We start from the raw sequence: 25,929 nt of genomic DNA, 5'->3' as shown, positions 1-25,929 counted from the left end.
CCAAAAGGAGCTATATTTTGAATAGAAAAGCGCGTCTAATATGTTTTAATATTCAAAAAATAGCTATCTTTGCACTATGGACAACCCATTACATCAATTAGGCAATATCCCTGTCACGGCTTCCGCCTTGGAATCCCTCTTCCCTCATATCAAGAGGGGAAACCAAAAAATAAGGTTGCTTGAGCGCGATAAGCAAATTATCCGTCTCAAGCGGGGGCTTTATGTATGCAACCCGGAAATAACAGGCAAAACTCTATCAACGGAATTGATAGCCAATCATCTTTATGCTCCTTCGTATGTTTCCATGTCGTCGGCTCTGCGTTATTACGGTTTGATACCGGAAGCGGTATATACCAAGCAATCAATGACCTTGAAACATGCTAAGGTTTTTGATACGCAGCTGGGTAGATTTGAATATACGCATATCTCAAAAAGAGCATTTTCCGTAGGCTTGACCAGTATCCAGAAAGATGGATATGCTTTTGTGATGGCAACTCCCGAAAAGGCGTTGTGTGATTTGATTGCCAATTCTACCCATATAAACCTCCGCTATCTAAAAGAGGCTGAGATTTATTTGGAAGAGGATATTCGACTGGAACTGGAAGATTTCAGGCACATGAACAGTGAAATATTTGAGGAATATAGTAAGGTCGGGAAAAAGGCCGATTCAATACATACATTACTGAAATTATTGAAGAAATGAAGAATAATATTTACGGCAATATGCTTTCCTCATACGATTTTTCCACGGAACAGCAGAAACGGAATGCGATTTTTGAGGTAAAAACCAGCAGGTAATACTTGCGGGGCTTTACAATGGCGGCTTCTTTGACACGGCTGCTTTCTACGGGGGTACTTGCCTTCGGATTTTTCATGGCCTTCAGCGTTTTAGTCAGGATATGGACTTTTCTCTTCTTGCTTCCGATGAGCAGTTCGATTTTACAAAGTACTTTCAACCCATCATAGATGAGTTTGCCATTGTTGGCAGGGAAGTAGAGATTAAAAAGAAAGATAAAAGGAGTTTTGGCAAAGTGGAGTCTGCTTTCTTGAAAGACAATACAGATGCATATGATATTTCTTTTCAGACGGAAAAATCTATAAAAATAAAGATTGAGGTTGACACCCAGCCTCCGTTGAATTTCAGGACAGAGCAGAAACTGCTTTTACAGCCTCATTCTTTTATGACTCGTTGCTTCGCTCTTCCGGATCTGTTTGCCGGAAAGATGCACGCATTGGTTTATCGGGCATGGAAAAATAGGGTGAAGGGTCGTGACTGGTACGATTTTGAATGGTATGTCCGTCATAATATACCGCTTGGTTTTGCGCATCTTGCCGAGCGTGCTCTTCAACTCAACAAAGAAGTGATTAAGCGTGATGTGTTCGTAGCTCAATTGAAGGAGAAGTTGGCTTCGGCAAATATGAATCAGGTAAAGAGCGATGTGCTTCCTTTTGTCAAGAATCCCAAAGAACTGGATATTTGGTCGAATGATTATTTTGTGCAGTTAGTGGATATGATGAGGTTTGAATAGAGTGATACTGTGGATTCTTCATCTGGCACTCTATTTAAAAATAAGTACTATCTTTACACGAAACAAATAATTTTAGTCTTATGAAGAAAAGTGTGCTTTTTGTTACGGGATTACTGGCTTTCAATGTGTTGAGTGCACAAAAATTAGAGATCATCAAGTTAAAAGAACCGAATATGAACAGGGGGAGTTCTGCGATGAACGCGTTGGAAAACCGCAGGTCAACGGACGAGTATTCGGACAGGATGTTAAACATAGATGATTTGTCGGATTTGCTTTGGGCTGCTAATGGTATTAATCGGCCGGAGAGTGGGAAAAGAACGGCTGCTTCCGCGATGAACAGGCAGGATGTATCGGTCTATACGTTCACGACGGAGGGCGTGCATTTATATGATGCCGCAAAACATGAACTATTACCGGTGATTTCGGGTGACCACAGAAAACTGTTCGGAGAGAGGGGGATGTCACCGCTTATCATTCTTCTTGTCACTGATATTTCCAAGTTTGGCGATGTGGGGACAAATGAGGACCGTCGCGAATGGGGAGCAATAGATCTGGGACTGGTTTCGCAGAATATGGCTATCTTCTGTGCGGCAAACGGCATCGGCACCAGGCCTCGCGCCGGAATGGACAGGGAAGGCATTGCATCTTTGCTAAAGCTTTCTGATACCCAATTGCCTATGCTGAACCATTCCGTCGGATATCCCAAGTTGTCGATAGATGTTGATGAGTAATCAATCACTTTCCGATGCGGAAAATGCAAACAATTAAAAATAAGAACTTTAAATAAATTACGATACAAATTTCAATTTACTTTTTATTTTTTTGTTAATCAGCATCAAACAGTTATAAAAATGGCTTGACACACAGTCTCTATTCTTTGATTTACAGCGAGTTATTATTTATGTTTTGTATCAAATTTGTATCACTTAATTTTTGTAATAAAATTAACCATAAATATATATCTTATTATCAGATGATTATAAATTAAAATATTTGTATTTTATCAAATTACACAGAACTTGACTATTCCTTGAACAAGAATAACCGATTTTCCAATAATTCAATATATTTTTCTTGGTTTTCCGGAGAAAGAAAAGAGCGTTTTATCTCTTGTTTCATTTTTTTCTCTGCTTTGATAAATCGATTAAAAGTATTCACAATCTGTTTTTCGGTCAATTGAAATTTAAATCCCAAGTTTATAAAATCCGATTTTGTCAGTTTTCGTTTCTTCCCGTTGATAGTAAGCGCCGTTTCTTCGTTATCCTCCGGAAGATGCAGGTTTACATTCAATAAATCATACGCCGGCGATAATGTCCATTCCTCATTGTTTAAAATCAATGAGAAATTTTTCAGGTGCATATCGTTATTTCCGGTAAGATAGCTAAAAACAATAATTTCAAAAAGCCGAAGTAAATCCATTAAAGTATTCGATGAGTGTTCGGCAACTGCTTTTCCTACCTTTTCTACAGAACTTTTGTATTTATCAAAAGCTTCCAGAATCTGAAACATATCCAGCATATGGATTTTTTCGCCTGTTTCCGTACGGTCTATCCGTTTGGTAATGTAGGAAAGTTCGCCCGATTTCAGCCGAATCAATGAAGAGGGAACTACCGAAATTCCACAAAGTTCAGCCATTCGCATGGTGAGGTGCTCGTTTTCGGGCATTTGAGGAAAAGTGCCATTTTGAGGTTTAAGAATATAATTTCCACCCAAAGCGCCCATGACTGTTAATCGTCCCTTACCGCCATCTTGCAAAACATCTTTGATAAAGCCCAAAGAGAGTTTGGGCTGCACTCCGGGAACCGTTACAGAACTTTCGACCACTTCTTTGGCTAATTCAGCCATTTCAGCCATGGTGTAATTCAAAACAGGGGGGTGGTTGTTTCCGAAAAAGCGTGCACTACACGAAGCATGAAAATCAACCTCCGTAGCTAATTCATGATAGCAATACAGACACTTTTTATTCATTGCTTTCATCTGTTATAGGAATTACACTTACCGCTCCGATGCAGTTTTTACAACACGCCAACAACAAACCCATACGGTCGTTCTGATTGAGTTTCCAGCTTTTGGATGCGATTTCCAGCAACCAACCTTCGGGGATTAACCCTTCAAAAAACGGGAATAACCGATTATCCTGATATACTTTATTGGACACGGGCATAGAAAAAGTTATAGGTTGATTCGGGAAATGATGAATATACGCTTTGTCGTAAGCAAATAGATATTCGCCTTCATCGGTTTCTGCAAGAATTCCGACAAAGTCATCTTTATAGAATACTTTTCCTTGTCTCATGGCTCAATTTCCTTATGATGGACGGGAGCAAGCTTATTGCCAAACATCATCAACACCTGATTTACTTTTGCCAAACTCAGGTTTTCTTTGCCCTGCTCTATTTTCCGGACGACAGTAAGCGCCACGCCGGCTCTGTCGGCAAATTCCTGCTGCGTAAGCTTGGCTTCTTTCCGTTTTGTTTTAATAAATGCGGCTAAACTTAATGACATAATTATATGCTTTTGCAGTTATTTTGTTGCAAAGATATGAAATTATATTTGAAAGCATATAAAAATGGGAAAATAAATGGTTTTATATGCAAGTGGATATAATTATAAATCTGTTGAAATACTATGTCTAAATAGTTAGATAAGGAGATATTTTTGTCACTAACCATTCGTAAGCATCAAATGCTTTTTTTAGTTTACTAGCTTGAATATCTAAAGGAACTCCATGAAATAATTTATTTCTCTCTGAATTAATATTATTATATTTACTAAGAATTTCTTTCTCTGACAATGGAAATTTACATTCTTTAATTACTTTATTTATCTTAAAGTATACACTTGGATGTTTAGTAGAATTAGGCCATTTGACTTTACCCTTCATTTCTGGAAATTGTTGAGATAATATACTTTCTGCAGATTCAAAAGAAGAAACGTTTCCTGATAATTCATATAAAAGTTTCTTATCTGTTATTACCGAATTAATAAAACCATCAATTAAAGACTCTGTAGCCACATTTAGCCAGAACAAAGCTTCTTTATACTGTCCAATTTCCGAATAAATCTGTGCATACAAATAGCTTTTTGTATTCCACTTTACTTCCTCTAGGTTTTTAATGCTGTATTTTTCAAACTCAACATTATTGTTACTAATACGATAAACATTACATGGATTCGACATTAATTTAAATTCTATTTGAGTTTCTCTATTCCACTGAGAAAATTCTATAAATGGAATATCTTTAGGAACAGGTGTCCAATTCGAAGTGGCTATATTGTTTTCCTTGAAATGCCACCAAAGATTTTCTATGATTCTATAAGTTATATCAAACAAATAATTCCAATTTTCATCAATGCAGTCATCATCCTTACTTGTGATTAACATTAAAGATGGCACACTTCTTGAATCGTCTACTAAGCCCTTCAATGTTATATTTATTTCAGAAATAAAATTCTGCCATCTAGAAGCACCGTAACTTTCCATTGTTGAATTTAAATCAACTTGGAGAAAAGAATCGTTACATCCTAAATAATGAGGTATTATTTCAACTTCAACGTTTACGTCATACATTTCAAATGAAATAAGTGTTCTTTTGTTGGCAAATTTATAAGGAAGCCTTGTGTTTATTTTTGTCAATAAAGTATTTGAGAGCATTCCAAGTATCAATAATGATAGTTTTTGTTTTTGTTCATCAAATTCGACAATCTTTTCTTTATAAAAATCTGGAATAGATAGCAGATTAAGCCTATTGAGATATTTGTTTAATTCTACATAATCATCTTCCTTTATATCTTTAAAATTAAACCGATTATATATTTCCCATTTTAATTTATGTATTTCCTGTATGGGGGCATTACCGCTTTCTTTTCCCTCCATAAGCCATAATGCACTCAAAAACAATTTAAAATTAATAAAATTATCTTCAGTCGATACAATAGGTGACGGAATACTAAATTTATCAAATTTTATAGAACCGTAGTAAAGAAATTTTTTTACAGAAATATTTAAAATCTTATCTTTAAAAGGTATGTGATTTCTTATTGAATAAAAAATGGCTTTATACTCATCTTCGGATAAGTTCTCGTATTTTTCCCTAATATTTTGTTCTGACAATTCAAATAGCTTATGTTTGGCATTTAAGATATTCATTTTACGTAGATAATTTTTCTTTCAAAATTATATTAGTCCTATATTGACAAATATAAGAGTTCAAATCAAGAATATTACAAATATTACTAATTCCCGCATAAATCTTCTATATATATCCTTGAAATATTTACAAATAGAATCAAGACACATGATTGCAAAGACATGCATATTCAAATATATTTTTTTTACTTTTCCACTTCCTTTTGCAACCTATTAACCTCAGAATCATTCAACCTCGTCCGCTCTATCTTCTCCGCCTGCTCTTTAACCAACTGTTCGTACTTCTCCACCTGCTTACGGATAACCGATATTTTTTTCTTATCCCGATTATAAGTAAAAATACTTTCCAATTTCAACAAATTTTCCTTACGCTACAAAAATAGTGATAATATATAATAAAATAAAGGAATAACAATAGATCTAAACAAAAAGAAACCCGCTATAAGTTAGCGGGTTGCGTGTTTTTGTGATTTTTTATATTATTGATAATCAATATATTATTTTCCGATACAGAATTTTGAAAATATATTACCAAGTATTTCATCAGTAGATATCTGCCCTGTTATTTCGCCAAGATGGAACATGCACTCCCGGATATCCTGGGAGAGGAAATCGTGAGTGATGCCGATCTCCAGACCTTCTTTTACACGGAGGATGGCTTCAAGGGCTTTGGTAAGGGATTCATAATGACGCAGGTTGGTCACAATTACATCTTCTTCACTAATGGCGGGAATGGCGGCAGCTTCGACCAACAACTCCTGCAACCGACCGGTGTTGTACTGCTGCCTGGCAGAAATAAAGAGCCTGTCATTCCCTACCCCCGGAAGGATATTTTCCTTCTCTGTCCGTTCTTCTCCGGATATCAGGTCGGCTTTGTTAAAGAGCAGGATAAGATGTTTCTCTTTTGTTTTTGGGACGATGGACTCTGCCAGTGATTCTATTTTTTTACGCAGTGTGGTCAAGTCGATCATCCACAGCACGATGGAGGCTTGTTCTATTTTTCGGAAAGTACGCTCGATTCCCATCGTCTCAATGGTATCTGAAGTCTGGCGGATACCTGCCGTATCGATAAACCGGAAGGTGACACCTCCGATATTCATGGTGTCTTCGATCACATCACGCGTAGTGCCGTGGATATCGCTAACGATGGCTTTCTCTTCGTTCAACAACAGGTTCAGTAAGGTGGACTTACCGGCATTCGTCTCGCCGATAATAGCGACCGGGATACCGCTTTTGATAGCATTCCCCAACCGGAAAGAACTGACAAGTTTATCTATTTCACTCTCGATTTCTTGTGTTAACAAGTAGAGTTGCTGCCTGTTGGCAAACTCCACATCTTCTTCGGAGAAATCGAGTTCCAACTCGATCAACGAAACAAACTGTAACAACTTATCACGCAGATCAGAGAGTTTTTTGGCAAAGCCACCCCGCATCTGGTTCATCGCAACCCTATGTGAAGCACGCGAAGAGGAGGATATCAGATCAGCCACCGCCTCGGCCTGGCTTAAGTCGAATTTCCCGTTACGAAAAGCACGACGGGTAAATTCGCCGGCTCCTGCCAACCGCGCACCATGAGCCAACAACAACTCCATAATTCTCTGCTGGATATAGACCGATCCGTGACACGATATTTCTACACTCTCCTCACCCGTAAAAGAATGGGGAGCACGGAAGACAGTGACCAGCACTTCATCCAACACCTCGTCCTCCGCCATAATCTTTCCGAAGTGAACGGTATTGGCTGCTACTTCGTTCAGTTTCCTCCCGGAAGGAGAATGAAAAATCCTATCAGTTAAAGCACAACTACCTTCGCCTGAAAGGCGAATAACAGCTATCGCCCCCATACCGGGAGGAGTAGATATCGCACAAATTATATCTTCTATCATATTTATGCCCCTGTACGGATCAGGGGACTGGACTCTTATCTAATAACATAATAAATCTATCCCATCCTTAGGCACCTCGCCATCTAACCATTGGCACATTGGCACACTCATCACACTAATATCTAAAACTGCTTCCCCCCACAAATTCCCTGAGTAAAGAAGTCGGCGGCAACTCACGGTCGGTGATATAATTGAAATATCCTAAAAATTTGAGTAGGCGGTATGCTTCGGAATATTCCGGCACAGTCCGTGGTACCCGCTGCAGGATCGGTTCGGCATGACGCCGGATGGCGGCCAACTCATAGATCATAGCCGAATTGAACATTACATCGGCATTTTCCTGATAAGGGAATATCCATTTATCTTCCCCATGCCTGACACTATCCCAACGGGAGATTGTTTCTTCAGCTGAATAGCCCCTGTAACGGTAGTCACGCACGATACGGCGAATGAGCCGGTTATCAGAAGCAGGTATCCAGTTATGATCGTCCAGAGAGATAGTAGTCAGTGCAGAGACATAGACCATAAACTTCTTTTCGCGTGGAATATGGGCTGTCAATTCCGGATTCAAACCATGTATTCCCTCCACGATCAGGATACTGTTCTCTTCCATCTTCAGATAGTTTTTCTTGTATTCACGCTTACCTGTCATAAAATTGTAAGATGGCAGTTCAATCTCCTCCCCCGCCATAAGCGCAAGCATATGCTGTTCGAATAATGCCAGATCGAGTGCATAGAGCGATTCATAGTCTTTCTCCCCCTTTTCATCCAATGGTGTCTGATCCCTATTCACAAAATAATCGTCCAGGGAAATACCCAGCGGCTTCAGCAGATTCACCAGCAGTTGTACTTCGAGCCGTTTACGGAAGGTGGTCTTCCCCGAAGAAGAGGGTCCCGATATCAGGACGACACGCACGCCCTCCCTGAATCCACGGGTAATCTCTTCGGCAATCTCGGATATCTGTTTAGCCTGATAAGCCTCCGCCACCTGAATCACATCTGACATACGATCGGCCTGTTTTGCCCGATTCAGATCCCCGACATTATCCAGGCCGCTTATCTTCAAAAATTGAATATGTTCGCGGTATACATTCAGCAGTTTCTCCTGCTGTATTTCAGGCTCCAGTTCCACCGGATTCTCGCGATTAGGAACCCTTAGGAGATACCCCCCGTTATGCGGCTGGATATCGAACAATTTGATGTATCCGGTAGAGGGTGTCAGGCTACCGTAGAAATAATCGATATACTCTTCTAATTTCGAGTAACGGGAATAAAGGAAATCAGATGTTTCAAGTAACCTTGCTTTGTCTTCCATTCCCCTTTCACGGAATAGTTTTACAACCTTCACCGTCTCCTCTTCTACTTGCACGAAAGGAATATCGGCATTCACGATCTCCCGCATCCTTTTACGGATAGCATCCAGTTCCGGTTTGCCGACCGGGACTTCCGCTTCTATCTGAAAATAATAACCTTTGGCTACGGCATGTTCAATATAGGTTTCAGCATGGGATAAGGTATCATTTACCGCCTTGGCAAGAATAAAACAGAGTGACCGAACATAAGTTCGCATGGCCGAAGAGTGAGTGAGGTCCGCATACTCTATTGTTTTAGGACGGTATATCCGGTAGGATAACGACTCTGTCTTATTATTTACTTTTGCGTTCGTGATCAAGTAAGGAGATGTAACTCCAAAAACATCAATTAACTCTTCTAAAGTCGAACCGATTTTTACCTCTTTATAAACATCTGTGTTAAGACAATGCACACGTACAGTATCTGTCATATTTTTGATTTTTGCTTTTTACAATTATTTGCTATATTTGCACACGAAAATATTTGCACGCTAATATACGCCATTTTTCACACATGGACTATAGTTTCTTCGATTTTTTAAAGCTTTTAGGCTCGATGGCTCTGTTTTTATACGGTATGAAAACTATGAGCGAAGGCCTACAAAAACTCACCGGTAATAAACTCAGGAACATTTTGTCGGCGATGACAAAAAACCGGCTAACAGGAGTATTGACCGGCCTTTTAATCACCGCCCTTATCCAGTCATCGACCGCCACCACAATAATGGTGGTGAGTTTTGTCAACGCAGGATTATTGAGCCTGGTGCAATCCATCGGGGTGATCATGGGGGCAAATATCGGAACGACATTGACCGCATGGATTATCGCCTTTTTCGGATTCGGAAAATTATCGATCGGTACGTTGTCAATACCTTTGATGGGGCTGGCACTTCCTCTTATTTTTTCTTCGAAAAACGGCAGGAAATCGTTGGGCGAATTCGTTTTCGGATTTGCCTTTCTTTTTATGGGGCTTGATATGCTACAGAATTCCATGCCCGACCTGCAAAATAACCCTGAAGTATTGGCCTTCCTGCAGAACTTTACAGACAGGGGGGTCATCTCGGTGCTTTTCTTCTTGCTTGTCGGTACCATACTGACGGTCATTGTCCAGTCCTCAAGTGCCACGGTGGCACTTACCTTGATTATGGCAGCAAAAGGATGGATCGATTTTCCGAGCGCTGCCGCGATGGTGATGGGAGAAAACCTTGGTACGACCCTTACAGCCAACATAGCGGCTATTCCGGCCAATATATCGGCAAAAAGGGCGGCATTCGCCCACTTCATATTTAATGTAGTGGGTCTGGTCTGGTTGACAATAGTCTTCCAATATTTTGTGGAACTGGTAGATAGCATCATTGGAAATATGACCTCTTTCTATCCCAGCGGGATGACATCATTTCTCAACTCACTCTCCCCGGAGGAATACAGTCAAATCACCACCCTTTCCAAATCGGAACTCTCCCCGGCATTGGCAACCCTGCAAGACCAGTATTTGAGCTATCAGGCTTCTACATCTTATGGCCTATCCCTATTTCACACACTATACAATATCTGTAATGTAGCCATTATGATATGGTTCGTGAAACTGTACGAAAAGATTTGTCTAGCCGTTATAAGGCCGAAGAAGGGCGAAGAGGAAGACGAAGAATTTGTACTCCAGTATATCTCCACAGGAATGGCATCTACCGCAGAGCTCTCCATCCTCCAGGCAGAAAAAGAGGAAGAAGTGTATGTACAACGTGTAAAGAAGATGTTTGGATTCGTGAAGAAATCCACCAATATGGATCATCACGATAAAAAATTCCTCAAACTATATAACCGTACCGAGAAATATGAAGATATCTGCGACCGGATGGAGGTAGAGATTGGTTCCTATCTGGGAAAAGTTTCCGAGGGAAGGCTAAGTAACCAGAGTAAGGAGCGGGTACGTTCCATTCTTCGCGGCGTGACGGAAATAGAAAGTATTGCCGATTCGAGTTGCAATATAGCACGACATTTGAAACGGAAGATGGAGGCTGATGTTGTTTTTGAAAAAATCATTATCGACAATATCAACAGTATGTATGATTTGTTGGATAAGGCGATTGAAAATATGCAGACTTTACTCAAGAATCAAAGAATTACAGAATCAGAACTGGTAGAAAGCAAACATATAGAAAGCAGCATCAACGAAAAACGGAATCTACTCAAACGTGAGAATGTGGAGAATCTGAATCAAAACCGCTATTCCTATCAAAATGGCGTCTTTTATATGGACATCATTTCGGAATGTGAGCGTATGGGGGATTATATCATGAACGTGGTTGAATCATTAGAGGTAAAACATAATTAACATGAACGACTGGAAAAAAAGATTGGATATTGTTTACTCCACCAATCCCGATTACCACTATCAGGAAGAGGGACTAAAAGAAGAGAGTACACAACCGAAAGAGAAACAACTGCTTCGTGTCAGCCTCGATAAAAGAAACCGCAAAGGGAAAGCTGTAACACTTGTCACCGGATTTATCGGAAGTGACGACGATCTGGAGGAATTAGGGCGTATATTGAAAACCAAATGCGGCGTAGGCGGATCGACCAAAGAGGGAAAAATCATCATTCAGGGCGACCACCGCGAGAAGTTACTGGGCATCTTGCAGAAGGAGGGATATGCCAAATCACGTATCATCTGACAACAGGCATTTACATGTAATCAAAGCATCTGCCGGATCGGGCAAAACACACCGTCTGACAGGTGAATATCTCCGTTTGCTCTTCTCGGCGCCAAACAATCACAGGCATATCCTGGCTGTAACCTTTACCAACAAGGCGACCGACGAGATGAAATCGCGCATCGTAGAAGAACTGCACCGTCTTGCTTCGGGTGCCGACTCTCCTTATCTGGCGGACTTGAAGAAGGATTTCTCCATGAGCAATGAAGATGTCCGTACCAAAGCAAAAAATATTCTGAAAACCATACTTCACGACTATTCCTCTTTCTCTATCAGCACTATCGACCGCTTTTTCCAGCAGACCATGCGTTCCTTTGCCCGTGAGACCGGATTGGCCGGTGGATACAACATTGAATTGGATGAAACAGCCCTGCTGACCGAGACTATCGACCTGATGCTTTCGGAGTTGGACAAGCCGGAAAACAAAATGCTGGCAGAATGGCTCCTCCGGTTCATGCAAAACAATATCGAAGAGGGTAAGAGCTGGAAAATAGAACAGCAGGTACTGGATCTGGCGAGGGAGCTATTCAACGAGACTTATAAATCATTTACCGATGAAGAGCAGTCGACCCTCCAGGATAAGGAACAACTCGAAGCCTACAAACAGATGCTTATGCGCATCAAAAAAAGCTACGAGAACCAGGTGAAATCGGTAGGAGTAAAAGCTGTGACCATTATGCGGCAATATGGCCTGTCGTACGATGATTTCAAACATAAAAGGAATTCCGGCTTCCTGCTATTCACCAAACTGGCGGGCGGTGCCGTGGAGAAACCCTCCAACCGCCTTATCGCACTGTCGGACAATATCGACCTGTGGTACAGCGACAAGGAGAAAGAGAGCGCTATACGGTCGGCTTATAGCGATGGCCTCAATGATTGCATAAGACAAATCATTTATCTTTCCGATCATGACCGGGATTACCAGACAGCAAGGCACTTGCTTCGTAATTTCTATACCCTGGGTATTCTTAGCGATATCAAGCAGCGACTACGCCAACTGCAACAGGAAAATAATACCCTCTTCCTTTCCGATACGACAGAACTGCTGAACGATATCATTGCCGGTACCGATTCGCCTTTTATTTACGAGAAGACTGGCACACGGGTACATCATTATATGATCGATGAGTTCCAGGATACTTCACGGATGCAATGGGAAAACTTCCGTCCGCTGATCAGGGAAAGTCTTGCTTCGGGAAACCTCAACCTGATCGTGGGTGATGTGAAACAGAGTATCTACCGCTTCCGAAACTCCGATTGGCGGTTGCTCGAGGAGCAGGTAAAAGAGGATTTTCAAGCCGGTAATATACAGGAACACATATTGAACACCAACTGGCGTAGTGATGCCCATATTGTGGAATTCAACAATGCTTTCTTCATGAAAGCGGCCGTCAATCTGCAAAACGATTTTAACACGTCGACAGGTGGAGCCACTGTGGAAAAGTGGGAGCATCATGCAAATGGTGAGGGTCACAGTGAGAATGACAATAACAACGACACGCAGATTACCAATGCTTACGCCGACCTGTATCAACAGGTACCATCCCAAAAAGCAGATAGCGGCGGACAAGTAAGGCTCACCTTTTTGAAAGATGACAAGGAGAGAGACTGGAAGGCGGATGTACTGGAACAACTGCCCCACGAAATAGAAGCGCTACAGGACCAGGGGTTTGCACTGAAAGATATTGCCATCATTGTACGATGGAACCACGAAGCGGTACAGGTGGCGGAAACACTGCTAGCCTACAGGGAACAACATCCGGAATCCCCTTACCGTTATGATATTATCTCCAACGAGGCACTCCTTGTCCGCAGCGCGCAAAGTGTGAAGGCTCTCATTGCACTGATGCGTCATTTCAGGAATCCCCAGGATAATACCCGCCGGATGATGGCGGTTTATGAATTCTATCGATATACATACGGAGTTTCCCCGGAAGAGGCGTTACGACTCTACCGGGAAGAGTCGCTTGGAGATTTTCCCGACGAGATAAAAGATACGCTCAATGAGCTGGCGTCGATGCCTTTCTACGAAATGAGCGAGCATTTCTTCACACTTACGGCAGATGCGTTAGATGTCAAAGAGAACGCTTATGCACAGGCGTTCCTGGATATAGTCCTTCGATTCAAGGAGAATGCCACGGCGGACCTGAATGACTTTCTGGACTGGTGGGATGAGAAAGGTCACAAGAAAGCGCTCTTTTCACCGGAAGACCAGGATGCCATCCGGCTGATTACCATCCATAAATCGAAAGGGTTGGGATTTGGTGCCGTGATCATGCCGTTCGTGAATTGGGGGATGGATCACAATACATACCATAACGATATTATCTGGTGCAAACCGGAGCAGCCACCGTTCAACACTTTGGGCATAGCCCCGTTGAAATACGGCAAGGGATTGGAAGATACCATCTTCAGGGACAGTTACCTGGAAGAAAAACGGTTTACCTATATCGACAACCTGAACCTGCTATACGTGGCATTTACCCGCGCGAAACACCGCCTTATCGTTTTCGCGCCAATTCCTCGGAAGCCGGAAAACATATCCGACGTGGCCGACATGCTGTGGAGAAGCATCACCGACCACACTCCCCCGCCCGATCCGGAGTCGCCCCCGCCTATGCCTTCCGGCTCCGGCAGGAGCTATATTCTGCTGAATGAATATTTCAGCGAGGGAGATCCGGAGTCTGTCTTTGAATACGGCAAACCGGCGATCCGCCAACCGGGAGAGAAGCCGGTGGCGAATACTTACAAGACGGGGAAGTGGCAATCGGTTCCTTTTGGCGACCGGCTGAAGCTACGGTTCAACTCCATCGGTTATTTCAGCGACAACGGCAGCCGCGATTACGGCCAGATGATGCACGACATTGTAAGTAATGTGAAGACTCTGGCGGATATTGCGCAGGCAGTGGAAAAAAAGGTCTCCGAGGGGGAGTTGGGAGAAGAAGACAGGGACGGTACCATCCGTAAGTTGACGGATATCCTGTCACAGCCGGAGATCGCCGACTGGTACTCCGGCAAATACACAGTGCTGAATGAGACGCAGCTGCTCCATCCCGACACCGGATTCAGCCGCCCCGACCGGATAATGATTGGCGACAATGAAGTGATTGTTGTTGATTATAAGTTCGGCGAAGCGGAAGAGTCGAAATACATCCGCCAGGTGCAACGCTATGTAAGACCCATTCAGGAAATGGGCTTTCAAAATGTGAAAGGGTTTGTTTTTTATGTGAAGAACGGAAAGGCTGTACAAGTATGACCGACCTGATTACAACTAAAGTATTCGTCTGACGATATTTTGTGACCCATTTTGCCCTTAATCGACTTTCAACTTCACTAACCGGCCATCCATCGCCGAGACATACAGTTCCCCATTTTCAGTCGGCAGGATCATATTGATCAACCCGTTTGAGATACGGTACTTCCAGAGGAATAATCCATCCGAAGCACGGTAGGCATAAATCAATCCTTTGTCGGTAGGCGCATATACCACGCCATTTTTCTCTACTACAGGAGTAGGGGTAAGTTCATAGCCCATATCCTCCCCCGACGAAATCCATTTTACTTTTCTTCCGGGAACAGTAGCTTCAATAGCAAGGATATTCCCATCCATGGTTTTGGCATAGACGGTATGGCTGTCTTCCGAGATGCCAATCGACTCGCGCACCCTGTTTTCCAGATCATTATACCGCCAGATTACCTCTCCTGTATGTTCATCCAATACGGTCATATACCGGTCAGGCGAAGCCAGATAGATCCGTCCGTGCGTGGCTATGGGCACCACTTGTGCCGGTGACAGCATCCGGTTTGCATGTCCGCTGTTCCATACCCATCTCGGTTTTCCGGTTTCAACATCAAGGGCATAAAACTCATTGCCCCAACTCCCGAAGAAGATGACTCCATCTTTCACGAGAGGGCGGGTCACCACGAAATTCTTCACACTGTCGAATTGCCAGACAAGATCTCCTGTCGACACATCCCATGCCCTGCAATGACCATCCCCCCCGGCAATCATCACCTTGTTATCCGAACAGGCAGGAGAAGATACTATCGCCTTATCATTTTTCAGTTGGAACACTCTTTTTCCTTCCTGCGGATCCAGACCATACAGGTAGGAATCGGAAGAGGCGACCCAAACGCGGTTTTCATGTATCACCGGCGTTGAATAGATCTTACCACCGGTCTTATAACTCCAGACGGGAGTACCGTCCTCTACCCTTGCCGCCTTCACCTCACCGGCTGTATTGGTATATATCAGCAGGTCGTTATGCAACGCCATACCACTACCCATATCGCTTTTCTCCTGCACGTTCCATATTTCGGAGACATAGTGATGATCACGGTTAAAAGAGTAATCGGGACGGGGCGGATCGGCCTCCCATTGCGGCCGTTGCCTTGCCGGATAGGCAAGCCATGGGGCGAGCGTCTCGCCCGAAGCCTTCCGTTCCCGCAGGGTGATCGAATCGCTGTCAACAGTAATAATGGTATATCCGCCAAATTCTTCTTTTGCCCGCAGGTTGGAGCGACACATCGCTGCGTTCACTCCTTCAAAATCCAGTTTCTGATTGGCATGTCCGTGCCCGCATAGCATCAGTTGCACGTTATAAGGCTTCAGCGCGTCCATTACTTCAAACCAGTTATTCAATCCGTTATCCATAGGATAATGGTTCACGTAGATAATAGGCATACCGGTATCGGTCTTCTCCAGCTCTTCGAAAAACCAAGTGAGGTTCTCCCGCGGGATCTGTCCCGGCCCCATACGCATATTCGGACCTGATGCCAGTCCGATAAACTTATAACCGTTGTATTCAAAACCGAATGTTTCATTCCCGAAAATCCGCAAAAAATCGTTGGTGCCACTCTCCGACCAATTTGCATCGTGATTCCCCGGAATCGTATAGTAAGGAATATCCAGACCGTCCAGCAGTGACTTCGCTGTATGCAGTTCCTCATAAGAGCCGAATTCGGTCACATCTCCCGATACAATGACAAACGCAATTCCATCCAGAGAGTTGATATCTTGTACGGTACGACAAAGATCCTCTTTGCCGGTCGCTCCACCCACATGGGTATCGGTCACCAAGGCAAACCGGAAAGGTTCTATCGGTTGTCCGGATATCCCACAAAGTACGACCAGCGATAAAAACGACAGGATTAAGCGTTTCATTTTACCCGATTGTTTGCGGACATTTTGAAATATTCATTGAAGAAGAGCACCTGGTATTTCACAGCATTGCTCCAGTACTCCCAGTTGTGTGCACCGGGGCGGGTAATATAATCGTGTGGTATGTTCCGGTACAGCAATTCATTGTGAAGCCGTTCATTCACAGCATAAAAGAAATCTTCCGTCCCGCAGTCTATAATTATTTTCAATGCATCGGGTGTCAACAAATGCAACAATCCCATGACGGTATTTTCTTCCCATCTTTCGGGATAATCATGTTGGGAACCAATCCGTTTAGCGATATCCCAATTGTTGGGAAACGGGCGGATATCCACGCCGCCGCTCATACTTCCACATGCACCGAACACATCCTGATTCCGGAAGGCAAGGTATAACCCGCCATGGCCTCCCATGCTCAAGCCGGTAATAGCCCGCCCTTCCCGGGAATCAACGGTTTTGTAATTCGTATCCACCCATGCGACCAGTTCTTTTGATACAAATGTCTCAAACTGAAACGCAGGATCGACAGGGCTGTCAAGGTACCAGCTTCCGAAAGCGCCATCGGGACAGACAATAATCATTCCATATTGATCAGACAATTCCTTGATTTTAGGCACCTTATTCACCCATCCATCATAACGGTCACTATATCCATGCAGTAAATAAAGAACGGGAAAAGCATCTTGCCCTTCATAGGATTGGGGCTTTATAACGACCGTTTTAATCTCGCGATTCATTTTTTCACTCACTACACCCACAGTATCAACTGTCGCAGGGAAAACTCCAGGGGCGAACAGGGGAAATAATAGGAAAACAACTGCAAATCTCTTCATTTGTATCATTTTATTTAGAACCAAGAATCAAGAGCCAAGAACCAAGACTTATAAGTAAAAAATTAAATAATAACTTCTTGACTTCTCAACTTCTTGACTTCTTTTTTATTATTCATATTGGCACATTTAGTCATCATCACATCAGTAGATCATCACATCAGTAGATCGACTTCCCAAAGATACAAAAAACGGGAAAAGGTACGTCGAATTTTATATTCAAATCACTGTGAACCCTGTTTTGACAGATTTTGCTCCTTCTTATCGGAATATTTGGTCAGGATCAACGACAAGGCGCCATCACTGGTGATATTATGCGTTGTCCCGAAACTGTCCAATAAAGCAAAAATAGTGATCATCAAGGCAATTCCGGCCTCACCTATGCCAAGCACAGCCTGTATCAACCCAAGTGACGCAAAGAGCGTTCCTCCGGGCAGTCCCGGGGCGGCAACACCAAAAATGGCAAGAAGCGGGATAAAGAGAGCGATTTTTTCAATGCCGGGCATTGTTCCATATAGCAAGTACGACACAGCCAATGCTAAAAAAACAATGTCCAGAACAGATCCGGGAAAATGGATATTACCCAACAACGGAATGGAAAAATCCCTTACTTCCGGCTTCAACGCGGGACTTTTCCGGGTTTGTTCGATAGCAACACCCAGGCTTGCCGCCGACGATTGGGATCCTAACGCGGTCAATACTACCGGCCCGTAATACCTGAGCACCTGCCACGGATTCTTGCCCGAATATATTCCCGCAGACACATATAAAAAAGTAAGCCACGCGATATGGCAAAGAATTGTAATCAGAATGATCAACAGGAAAACAGGTAGCTTTGACACTAAATTCCCTTCGTAAGCAAAGACACTGAAATTTGCCGCGATAAAAAACGGAAGGAGCGGTATCAGCACTCTTTTAACCATTACAAACACGATATCCTGAAATTCATACAAGGCATTTTCTATTCTCCGGGATTTTGTCAATAGTATGCCTACTCCTACTAAAAAAGCCAGTACCAGTGCGCTCAATACCGGCATTAAAGGCGGAATATCCAGACGGAATATCATTTCAGGAAGCGCCTTTGACCCTTCATTACCGGGTGTAATATCCAGGAGTGGTATGGTGTTGTAACCCACTAAAGCGGCCAATACCGAACTGCCTACACATGATACGTACGCCAAAACAAGCGACAGGCTCAGGAGCTTTGAGGCATTGCTCTTCAAGCGGGTAATGGCAGGAGTAATAAATCCGAAAACAATCAGGGGAATAAGAAAAAAGATGACCTGTCCCAATATATGTTTTATCGGAAGGATAATCCCGATGACTCCTTCCGTGGCGAACCGTCCTATCACCAGTCCGGCTATTACCGCAAGAAATAACCGGAAACTTGTATTAGAAAATAATCGTTTCACTTCAATGTATCATTAAATTTATTTTTTCATTTTTTCATCCGATAATCCAGGGCAGGGGCACGGTCTCCTAGCAAGGGAACATAGGTAAAATCTTTTCCTCTTCGTTCTTCAAACTCCGTTTTGGCCGCTTCTATCAATTCCGGATTGGTATACAGGTCAATAGCCGTAAGGGAAAATACCTTCGCCGCATTCAATAATCCCTTGGTGCCTATGGTAGAACCGCCCGAAGCCACATTTTGCCAGCTGTGCCCTGCGCTGCCGGGAATAAATACAGCTGTCCTGAAACTGATGGTAGGCACTATCCAACTCACATCGCCCACATCACTCGAACCGCCGCCCAAAGAGGGTTTTTCTTCTTCTAAAGGTTTTATCTCCTGTACTTCTTTCAGTGTACTTATATCCTGGTTTAATCCTTTTACTATCGCTTCCGCGAACTCCCTTTCGCGCTCGTCATATGCAACGCCACCGACCAGTTCAAGGTTTTTTTGTACCAATTCCGCGAGTTTCTCATTATGCAGTTTCTCGTAAAACCCTGATATTATTTCGCTCGTCACGGTTGTTTGTGTCCCCTTTGCCGCTCCTTCCGCCGCCTGCCCGACCCATTCGGCAAGTTCCTTCAAAATCTCTCTTTTCGGGCTGCGGATATAATAGGACACTTTTGCGTAATGGGGTACTACATTGGGGGCTTCCCCTCCATTCGTGATCACATAATGAATACGGGAGGTAATGGGAATATGTTCCCGTAAAAGGTTAACCATATAATTCATTGCTTCTACACCATCCAGCGCTGAACGTCCCTTATCGGGATTACCGGCCGCATGTGCCGCCACTCCGTGGAAAGTATAATCTACCATTTGTATGGCCGTCCCGCTTCCCACGCTTACACCATTGTTCGTACCCGGATGCCAGTCGAGCACCACATCCACGCCGTCGAAAAATCCTTCGCGAACCATATATACTTTCCCTCCGCCGCCTTCTTCGGCAGGCGTACCGAAAACTTTAACCGTACCGGCATGCCCGTTGCTTACAAGCCACTCCTTGATGGCCACGGCTCCGGCAACCGACCCTACGCCAAACACGTTGTGACCGCATCCATGTCCGTTACCGCCTTCTATCAACGGTTTCACGTAGGGCACGGTATCTTGCGACAAACCGGGCAGTGCGTCAAACTCGGCAAGGATACCGATAACAGGGTTTCCCGATCCATAAGTGGCGACAAAAGCAGTCGGCATGCCGGCCACTCCGGGTTCTACTGTGAACCCTTTTTCCTTCAGGTGATCCTGCAAAAAACCGGAACTTTTGTATTCCAGAAAACCTAATTCGGGATTAGCCCATATTGTTTTTTGCAATTGATCGTACGTGTTGAATGAACCGTTTAAATACTCTATTGAAACATTCTCCAACAGATTCCCTTCACTTTCTTCTGCTTGTGCGTAAACGTTCGAAAAAACAACAGAAACACATAAGACAATGAATACTATTTTTTTCATACAATTTAAAATTTAGAACCAAAACATTTTAAACTAAAAATCATTCTTAGGTCATCCTTTATTCGTCTAAAATTCAAGAGGCTATCCAACAGCGATTTTTTGAAGTACTTATTTGATATATAGACTAAAATATTTATTCTCGAAATCTTCCGGAAATATTATTGCCAAATAAGACCGCGTTCACAAAAGTGCGGCCCGTTCCGTCCCATATTCCCCGGAACAACGGATTTTCGGCAAAAAGGACTACGCTTCCCCTGCCGGAGTTATACGCCAGAATAGAAGCAGAACCTTTCAACTTCTCCAAATGGGCGGAAGAGATATAACCATTAAGCAAGGGATCGTCGGTATATACGGATACCGCATTGGATGAAGGGGCAAGGAACAAGGTACTCTCCCGGACTACGGGTAGTTTCTCGTTTGTCAACCCGAAAGCCAGAGGATGTTCCAGATTTATTTTTGTCTGGAAGATGGATGTGGCGAATCTTTCGAACGAACGGGATGAAACACCTCTGTCCCGCTTTTGCGCGGCAGTATCAGGTCTTTCTACAAATCCCGCAGAAACAATTTTATTGCTTATTGCCCACCGGGAAGCTCCGTTAAGGGTGATCAGCACACCTCCGTTCCTAACCCAGCTTTTTAGATTGTCGATATCCGAATCATTCAAGAACGAATAATTTCCGGTTACAAAAACGATCCGGTTGAATTCAAGCAAAGGAACCCGTCGGAAAACGTCGGAATCGACCCGTACCAGCTCATATTTCAATTGCTGGTCGAACAGATGCCACACCTCACCGGCTTCAAGCGATGAGATATCACCTCCGGTCACCACCAAAACTTTCGGTTTCTCTATCCGTTTGAAGGTGTTGCTACCCAAATCGGCTCCCTTCACATTATAACCCGTAGAGACGGGAATGATATCAATTTTTTCCTGCTCTCCCAATTCTTTTAATACCGCATATAACCCGGAAGAAGCGATCGATTGGTTTTTTACGGGAATAAGCAAGCTGCCGTATGAAAAATCTTTCTCACCTTTATCGGTATTTATAGAAAAAGGCCTAAAAGCAGACTTAACCAAAATATCTTTTTCCAACAATCTGAAAAGCAACTGCTGGCTTTTGGAGTCGCGATAATCCACCAGATAGGCATACTCCGACGGTTGCAAACTACCGGCATATACTTGCGGTAATATCTGCACCCTTGCTCCCCGCGACGACGAGGTTGTTATGCCGTAGGAAAGTCCGGTGGAATAAGCTACGGAAAAACCAGCTCCGTAACCCAATTTTGAGGGATCCTCATAATCTTTTATATCGTCGAAAATAATTCCCACCAATGCGCTGTTAGGTTGTCCTGCCGGAATAATGAATGATTTTCCTTTTTCGTATCTTATGCTGTCTATTATGATGTCGTTGGCGTTTTCATACACTTCCAGACGGTGGTCGAGCAATAATTGAATGAATTTATGTAATCGGGACAAATCATAACTATCGCCGATAATATATGATTTTGCAGCCTCTTTTCCCCGGCGGGGGGTGAAAAATTCCTTTTGAAGGTCGAACAGGGCATCCCTATGTGCGATGGCCGCCTCAACCGTCGCGATGCTTGTCACCAACTGGTTCCGTACGGTAAAGGGAAGCGTCACGATCCCGTTTTCCGATTCCTGTTGCAAGCCTCTCGACGATCCTTGCTCGAAAAGGATTCCCACTCCTCCGTTATAGTCGGGATAGGTAGAACCGAAATTCGGGTTTTTATTATCGTAAGATTCTTTTGTGTAATAAAAAGAGCCGATCTTATCCAGCGCTCTGGCGTAATAGTCTGCAAAAAGCCGGTTAAGCTGATAAGTCGATTGCGGCACAAAGCGGCTCTCATTCCCATCGGGATCGGTCGGTTCGAAGAAGAAGGTGCTGTTTGCCCCCATTTCATGGTGGTCGGCCTGTACATGAGGCAACCAGTCCTGATAAAACGCTACACGTGACTTACTCTCAGGATGTACGATATTCACCCAGTCACGGTTGAGGTCAAACCAGTAGTGGTTCCCGCGCCCCCTGGGCCAACCCTCCGTATGTTCACGGTCGAACCGGGAAATATTATAGCTATTTACGCTTGCATTGGAGTTTACCCATGAGGCGAAACGTTCCTGTCCGTCGGGATTGCGGACGGGGTCAATGAAATAGATCCCCTCTTCAAGCTGTTTCTTCACGAAATCATTTTGTGCTGCTACGTAATAATAAGCCGACAATAGCGCTGCTTCAGAAGAAGAAATTTCATTGCCATGCACTGCATTTCCTAAAAAGACGACCAGTGGACTATCCGGCTTTTCTCCCTGACGGACTTTTTTCCGGACTTCTTTATACTTGTCCAAATCCCTTATATTTTCCGGAGATGAAACAATCAGCACATACAGCCTGCGCTTTTCGTGCGTCTGTCCGATCTCTATCAGAGAAGTCCTGTCGGAAAGTTCGGCCAGTTTTTCATAATATGCATTTATCCTGCTATGTTCGGTAATCCTGCTGCCAATTTCATAACCTAAAAACTCTTCCGGAGTCGGAATTTCTGAATCGAATATGATTTCCGGAGCAAAGAAATAATCCGTTTTCTCCGCATTCACATGGACAGAGAACAGTATAGCAACTAATACTATAATTGTCGTTATTGCTTTCTTCATACAATTTTTTAATCAGAACCAAGCATCCCAGAACGTTTTCTCCGTTCAAAAAATGGGATGAAACAGTTGGGTTTTAATTTTGTTTCTCAAGAGAGGATCAGGACCCAAGACATTTTACTCATCCCGATAAATCGGGACAGGTTGTCCCGATCTTCAGGAGGTCGTGATGATTTGCCGATTTCCAACTTTCAATTTGACAATAAATCATTCAATGTTTTATCCAGGTCCTCCCCTTTCAGGTTTTTGGCGACGATAATACCATTCTTGTCTATCAGGAAATTTGCCGGAATAGCTCTCACGCCGTATAATTTTGCCGGTTCGCTATCCCAAAATAACAGGTCGGAAACATGTGTCCATGTAAGGCTGTCTTTTTCAATCCCTTCCAGCCATCTTTCTTTACTCTTATCGAGCGACACGGCGAAAACATCAAAACCTCTGTCTTTGTATTTATTGTATGTCCTCACGATATTGGGATTTTCCCTGCGGCAAGGCCCGCACCATGATGCCCAAAAGTCAAGCAGCACATATTCTCCTTCTCCGTCCAGATACTCCGAAAATTTCACCGGATTTCCGTCTTTATTATTCGCCGTAAAATCGGGTGCCTGTTTACCAATCGCCACTACTTCGAGCGTACCTATCAATTCTTCCAACGTTTGCACGTATGGTGTTTGCGCTAAAGATGGATCAAGCAATGCAAGATTCGACCTGATCTCTTCTGGAGACAACCGGTAGGAAAAATCACGATAAAGGGCATACGCAGAGACCAATGATGCAGGATGCTGGCGGATAAACGAATCGATCTTCACATGACGTTGCGACTTGTATTCCAAGAACAAATCCTGCAACTCGGAACCTTCCACTTTCGTGCTGCGGTAATAACGGGACGAGTCGAGCACCACCGTTACCGGATTCTCATCGAAAAAGACAAGGAATGAATTTTTCAATGTGTCCAATGTTAAGCCGTAGATCTCAGGGAGTTCCACATCTTTGGAAAAATGGAATTTCCCGCCTGTTATTTCTGCGGAGTCAATTACAAAAAATGTTTTGTTACTGAACTTCTGCAAATAAACCGTGCCGGATTGCACGCCATCAACACTACCGTTGAGCGTCAAATTATGACTGTTTTTGTCGTTGCATGAGAATGCCACAAAAGCTATCACGACTAATAATAAATTCTTTTTCATTGTTTTTTATACTATAATTTGTTATTAAAATTGTTTCCATCCCTCACCTTCTGCCGTGGCAGTTTCACCATATATACCCTTTTCGCCCTGAAAAGCGTCTCCGCCGAAAGTATAAGTTTCTATACCTATCAATTCCAACTGTATCTGGGGAACGGGAAATTGCGTAGGAGTTCCTCCTTGTAGCAAATCATGCCTTCTCATAAAGGTAAATGGGATAAAAGTACCGCCGGCTGCATCAATTTCAATGGCATATTCATAATGTAATGTAGCTAACAAATCGTCGTAGCTGGCACTCACATCCGGAAGCCTTCCTTTGGCTTTTCGGCTCGCGGTGATATCATTCAATTCATTGGCAGCTGCACTGTAATTTTTCAACCATAGTTGGGCTTCTGCTCGTAACAGGCGTAATTCTTCCGCCAAGAAATAGGGATTTAACGCTCCTTCCACATCCAGAGTTGATCTTTCCGGGTACATCCAGCGCGACCTGATATAATTACTGAATAATCCACGACCACGCGCTTCCAAAAGAATCCCGAAGTTTGTCGTATAAGTAAAGTATTCGTAAAAACGTTCGTCATCGGTCTCTATAGCAGGGAGAATAATAGTATTATTCACAGGATAAGTAAGTGGCGTCGATTTGTTTTTATCGGCCAGATAAGGAATTTTAATATCTACCGGGACATAGGATGCCCCACCGTAAGGGCGTTCCAACACATCGACTAAAGCATTATAATATCCCCCTGAAACCGTAGGAATTAAGAAATCCCCGGTAAATCCTTTTGACGCATAGCTGAAAACTCTTTCCCAATAAGCATCACCCAATGCCCCTGCCTCCTCTTTATCACGAGCCACAGACGAAAGAATACGGGCGGCAAAAGAGTTAATCAGCTTAACCAGGTCCTCTCTCGAGATCGTTATACCGGTCAGAAAATCAAACTTCAGATTGGGTGCATCGGATATTAATTCCAATGTCTTATCCAGATGAGCAATACCGTTTTCAATGAGTTCTTTATATGAATCAGGAAAATCACGTGTAGTAAGATTCACATCGTCCACAATAATGCCTCTATCAAAAATTACACCCAAAGATCCCTGACTGATACCTTTCGCATAATATGCTCCTACCAAACAATCGGAAGTACGGTCATTCCCTGCATCATCATAAATTACAATCTGTTGATTCTCTACCAAATCAATTACTTTTGTAGCATCCAGGTTTGCCTGATAAAAATTGGAATATATCTCACGCACTGCTGCATTTCCGCGATAGGCGGAATTATTATTCAACCTTATCCTGGGTTCAACAGCAAAATCCCACCAGGACTGGCTTCCATTTGTATTGGTAGATTGATCTGCCCAGAGGCTGAAATGGGATCCTCCGGCATTGTTGGTGGTTGTTTTAAAAGTTGTCTGGATGCTGCTCTTGGTCAGCACATAGCCCAAACTTTTGATTTTTTGCGCAGCTTCTTCATTGGTCAATGTAGAGGGATCATCAAAATTAATTGACTCACATGAGATCAATAATAATGCGCTAATTGTCAAATATATTAGTTTCTTCATTT

General features: G+C 43.3%; 19 protein-coding genes and 1 pseudogene. 6 read left to right on the top strand and 14 right to left on the bottom strand.

The window, feature by feature from the left end:
• Positions 1-76 precede the first annotated feature (76 nt).
• From ABV001_RS10840 to ABV001_RS10830, 3 genes and pseudogenes are all read left to right on the top strand, one after another.
• Positions 77-703 carry a type IV toxin-antitoxin system AbiEi family antitoxin domain-containing protein gene (locus ABV001_RS10840; protein ID WP_352422816.1) on the top strand — a complete coding sequence of 209 codons (627 nt, stop codon included), beginning with the start codon at positions 77-79 and terminating at the stop codon, positions 701-703.
• A pseudogene (locus ABV001_RS10835) lies at positions 700-1,529 on the top strand (nucleotidyl transferase AbiEii/AbiGii toxin family protein). Before ABV001_RS10840 ends, ABV001_RS10835 begins: the two are co-directional and overlap by 4 nt.
• A gap of 80 nt (positions 1,530-1,609) precedes the next feature.
• Positions 1,610-2,260 carry a nitroreductase family protein gene (locus ABV001_RS10830; protein ID WP_352422815.1) on the top strand — a complete coding sequence of 217 codons (651 nt, stop codon included), beginning with the start codon at positions 1,610-1,612 and terminating at the stop codon, positions 2,258-2,260.
• A gap of 292 nt (positions 2,261-2,552) precedes the next feature.
• On the opposite strand, the gene ABV001_RS10825 is transcribed toward ABV001_RS10830, so the two are convergent.
• The 7 genes from ABV001_RS10825 to ABV001_RS10795 all read right to left on the bottom strand — a co-directional run bounded on the left by ABV001_RS10825 (position 2,553) and on the right by ABV001_RS10795 (position 9,348).
• A complete protein-coding gene (locus ABV001_RS10825) occupies positions 2,553-3,497 on the bottom strand; it encodes a HipA domain-containing protein (protein ID WP_352422814.1) in 945 nt (314 codons plus the stop codon).
• Positions 3,490-3,825 carry a HipA N-terminal domain-containing protein gene (locus ABV001_RS10820; RefSeq protein ID WP_352422813.1) on the bottom strand — a complete coding sequence of 112 codons (336 nt, stop codon included), beginning with the start codon at positions 3,823-3,825 and terminating at the stop codon, positions 3,490-3,492. The genes ABV001_RS10825 and ABV001_RS10820 overlap by 8 nt, the downstream gene beginning before the upstream one ends.
• Positions 3,822-4,034: a helix-turn-helix domain-containing protein gene (locus tag ABV001_RS10815; RefSeq protein ID WP_352422812.1), complete on the bottom strand. Its 213-nt coding sequence runs from the start codon at positions 4,032-4,034 to the stop codon at positions 3,822-3,824. Before ABV001_RS10815 ends, ABV001_RS10820 begins: the two co-directional genes overlap by 4 nt.
• Before the next feature lie 127 nt (positions 4,035-4,161).
• Positions 4,162-5,679: a hypothetical protein gene (locus ABV001_RS10810; protein WP_352422811.1), complete on the bottom strand. Its 1,518-nt coding sequence runs from the start codon at positions 5,677-5,679 to the stop codon at positions 4,162-4,164.
• Between the two features lie 185 nt (positions 5,680-5,864).
• On the bottom strand, positions 5,865-6,029 hold the full coding sequence (locus ABV001_RS10805; protein ID WP_352422810.1) for a hypothetical protein: 165 nt from the start codon (positions 6,027-6,029) through the stop codon (positions 5,865-5,867).
• Positions 6,030-6,176: 147 nt separating this feature from the next.
• Positions 6,177-7,565 (bottom strand): tRNA uridine-5-carboxymethylaminomethyl(34) synthesis GTPase MnmE, encoded by a 1,389-nt coding sequence (mnmE, locus tag ABV001_RS10800; RefSeq protein ID WP_352422809.1) that lies wholly within the window; start codon positions 7,563-7,565, stop codon positions 6,177-6,179.
• A 115-nt stretch (positions 7,566-7,680) separates the two neighbouring features.
• Positions 7,681-9,348 (bottom strand): nucleoside kinase, encoded by a 1,668-nt coding sequence (locus ABV001_RS10795; RefSeq protein WP_352422808.1) that lies wholly within the window; start codon positions 9,346-9,348, stop codon positions 7,681-7,683.
• An 83-nt stretch (positions 9,349-9,431) separates the two neighbouring features.
• Here ABV001_RS10795 and ABV001_RS10790 point away from each other — a divergent pair, with 83 nt between their 5' ends.
• From ABV001_RS10790 to ABV001_RS10780, 3 genes are read left to right on the top strand one after another with little or no spacing between them, the layout of a single operon-like run.
• Positions 9,432-11,249 carry a Na/Pi cotransporter family protein gene (locus tag ABV001_RS10790; protein WP_352422807.1) on the top strand — a complete coding sequence of 606 codons (1,818 nt, stop codon included), beginning with the start codon at positions 9,432-9,434 and terminating at the stop codon, positions 11,247-11,249.
• Entirely contained in the window at positions 11,245-11,589 is a 345-nt protein-coding gene (locus tag ABV001_RS10785) for a translation initiation factor (protein ID WP_352422857.1), read from the top strand. Before ABV001_RS10790 ends, ABV001_RS10785 begins: the two co-directional genes overlap by 5 nt.
• Positions 11,567-14,884 carry a UvrD-helicase domain-containing protein gene (locus ABV001_RS10780; RefSeq protein WP_352422806.1) on the top strand — a complete coding sequence of 1,106 codons (3,318 nt, stop codon included), beginning with the start codon at positions 11,567-11,569 and terminating at the stop codon, positions 14,882-14,884. The genes ABV001_RS10785 and ABV001_RS10780 overlap by 23 nt, the downstream gene beginning before the upstream one ends.
• A 57-nt stretch (positions 14,885-14,941) precedes the next feature.
• Here ABV001_RS10780 and ABV001_RS10775 read toward each other — a convergent pair whose 3' ends face one another.
• The 7 genes from ABV001_RS10775 to ABV001_RS10745 all read right to left on the bottom strand — a co-directional run bounded on the left by ABV001_RS10775 (position 14,942) and on the right by ABV001_RS10745 (position 25,927).
• Positions 14,942-16,792, bottom strand: coding sequence for an outer membrane protein assembly factor BamB family protein (locus ABV001_RS10775; protein WP_352422805.1), 1,851 nt, complete (start codon positions 16,790-16,792; stop codon positions 14,942-14,944).
• Positions 16,789-17,622 carry an alpha/beta hydrolase gene (locus ABV001_RS10770; protein ID WP_352422804.1) on the bottom strand — a complete coding sequence of 278 codons (834 nt, stop codon included), beginning with the start codon at positions 17,620-17,622 and terminating at the stop codon, positions 16,789-16,791. Before ABV001_RS10770 ends, ABV001_RS10775 begins: the two co-directional genes overlap by 4 nt.
• Positions 17,623-17,843: 221 nt before the next feature.
• Entirely contained in the window at positions 17,844-19,031 is a 1,188-nt protein-coding gene (locus ABV001_RS10765) for a cation:dicarboxylate symporter family transporter (RefSeq protein ID WP_352422803.1), read from the bottom strand.
• Between the two features lie 26 nt (positions 19,032-19,057).
• On the bottom strand, positions 19,058-20,521 hold the full coding sequence (locus ABV001_RS10760) for an amidohydrolase (protein ID WP_352422802.1): 1,464 nt from the start codon (positions 20,519-20,521) through the stop codon (positions 19,058-19,060).
• Between the two features lie 133 nt (positions 20,522-20,654).
• Entirely contained in the window at positions 20,655-23,183 is a 2,529-nt protein-coding gene (locus ABV001_RS10755) for a M14 family zinc carboxypeptidase (protein ID WP_352422801.1), read from the bottom strand.
• Between the two features lie 188 nt (positions 23,184-23,371).
• Entirely contained in the window at positions 23,372-24,367 is a 996-nt protein-coding gene (locus tag ABV001_RS10750) for a redoxin domain-containing protein (RefSeq protein ID WP_352422800.1), read from the bottom strand.
• Positions 24,368-24,391: 24 nt separating this feature from the next.
• Positions 24,392-25,927, bottom strand: a complete 1,536-nt coding sequence (locus ABV001_RS10745; RefSeq protein ID WP_352422799.1) for a hypothetical protein — start codon at positions 25,925-25,927, stop codon at positions 24,392-24,394.
• Positions 25,928-25,929: the final 2 nt, after the last annotated feature.

The sequence above is a fragment of the Proteiniphilum sp. genome, assembly GCF_040307845.1.
Lineage (GTDB): Bacteria > Bacteroidota > Bacteroidia > Bacteroidales > Dysgonomonadaceae > Proteiniphilum.
This window is presented reverse-complemented; position numbering and strand designations above follow the sequence as displayed.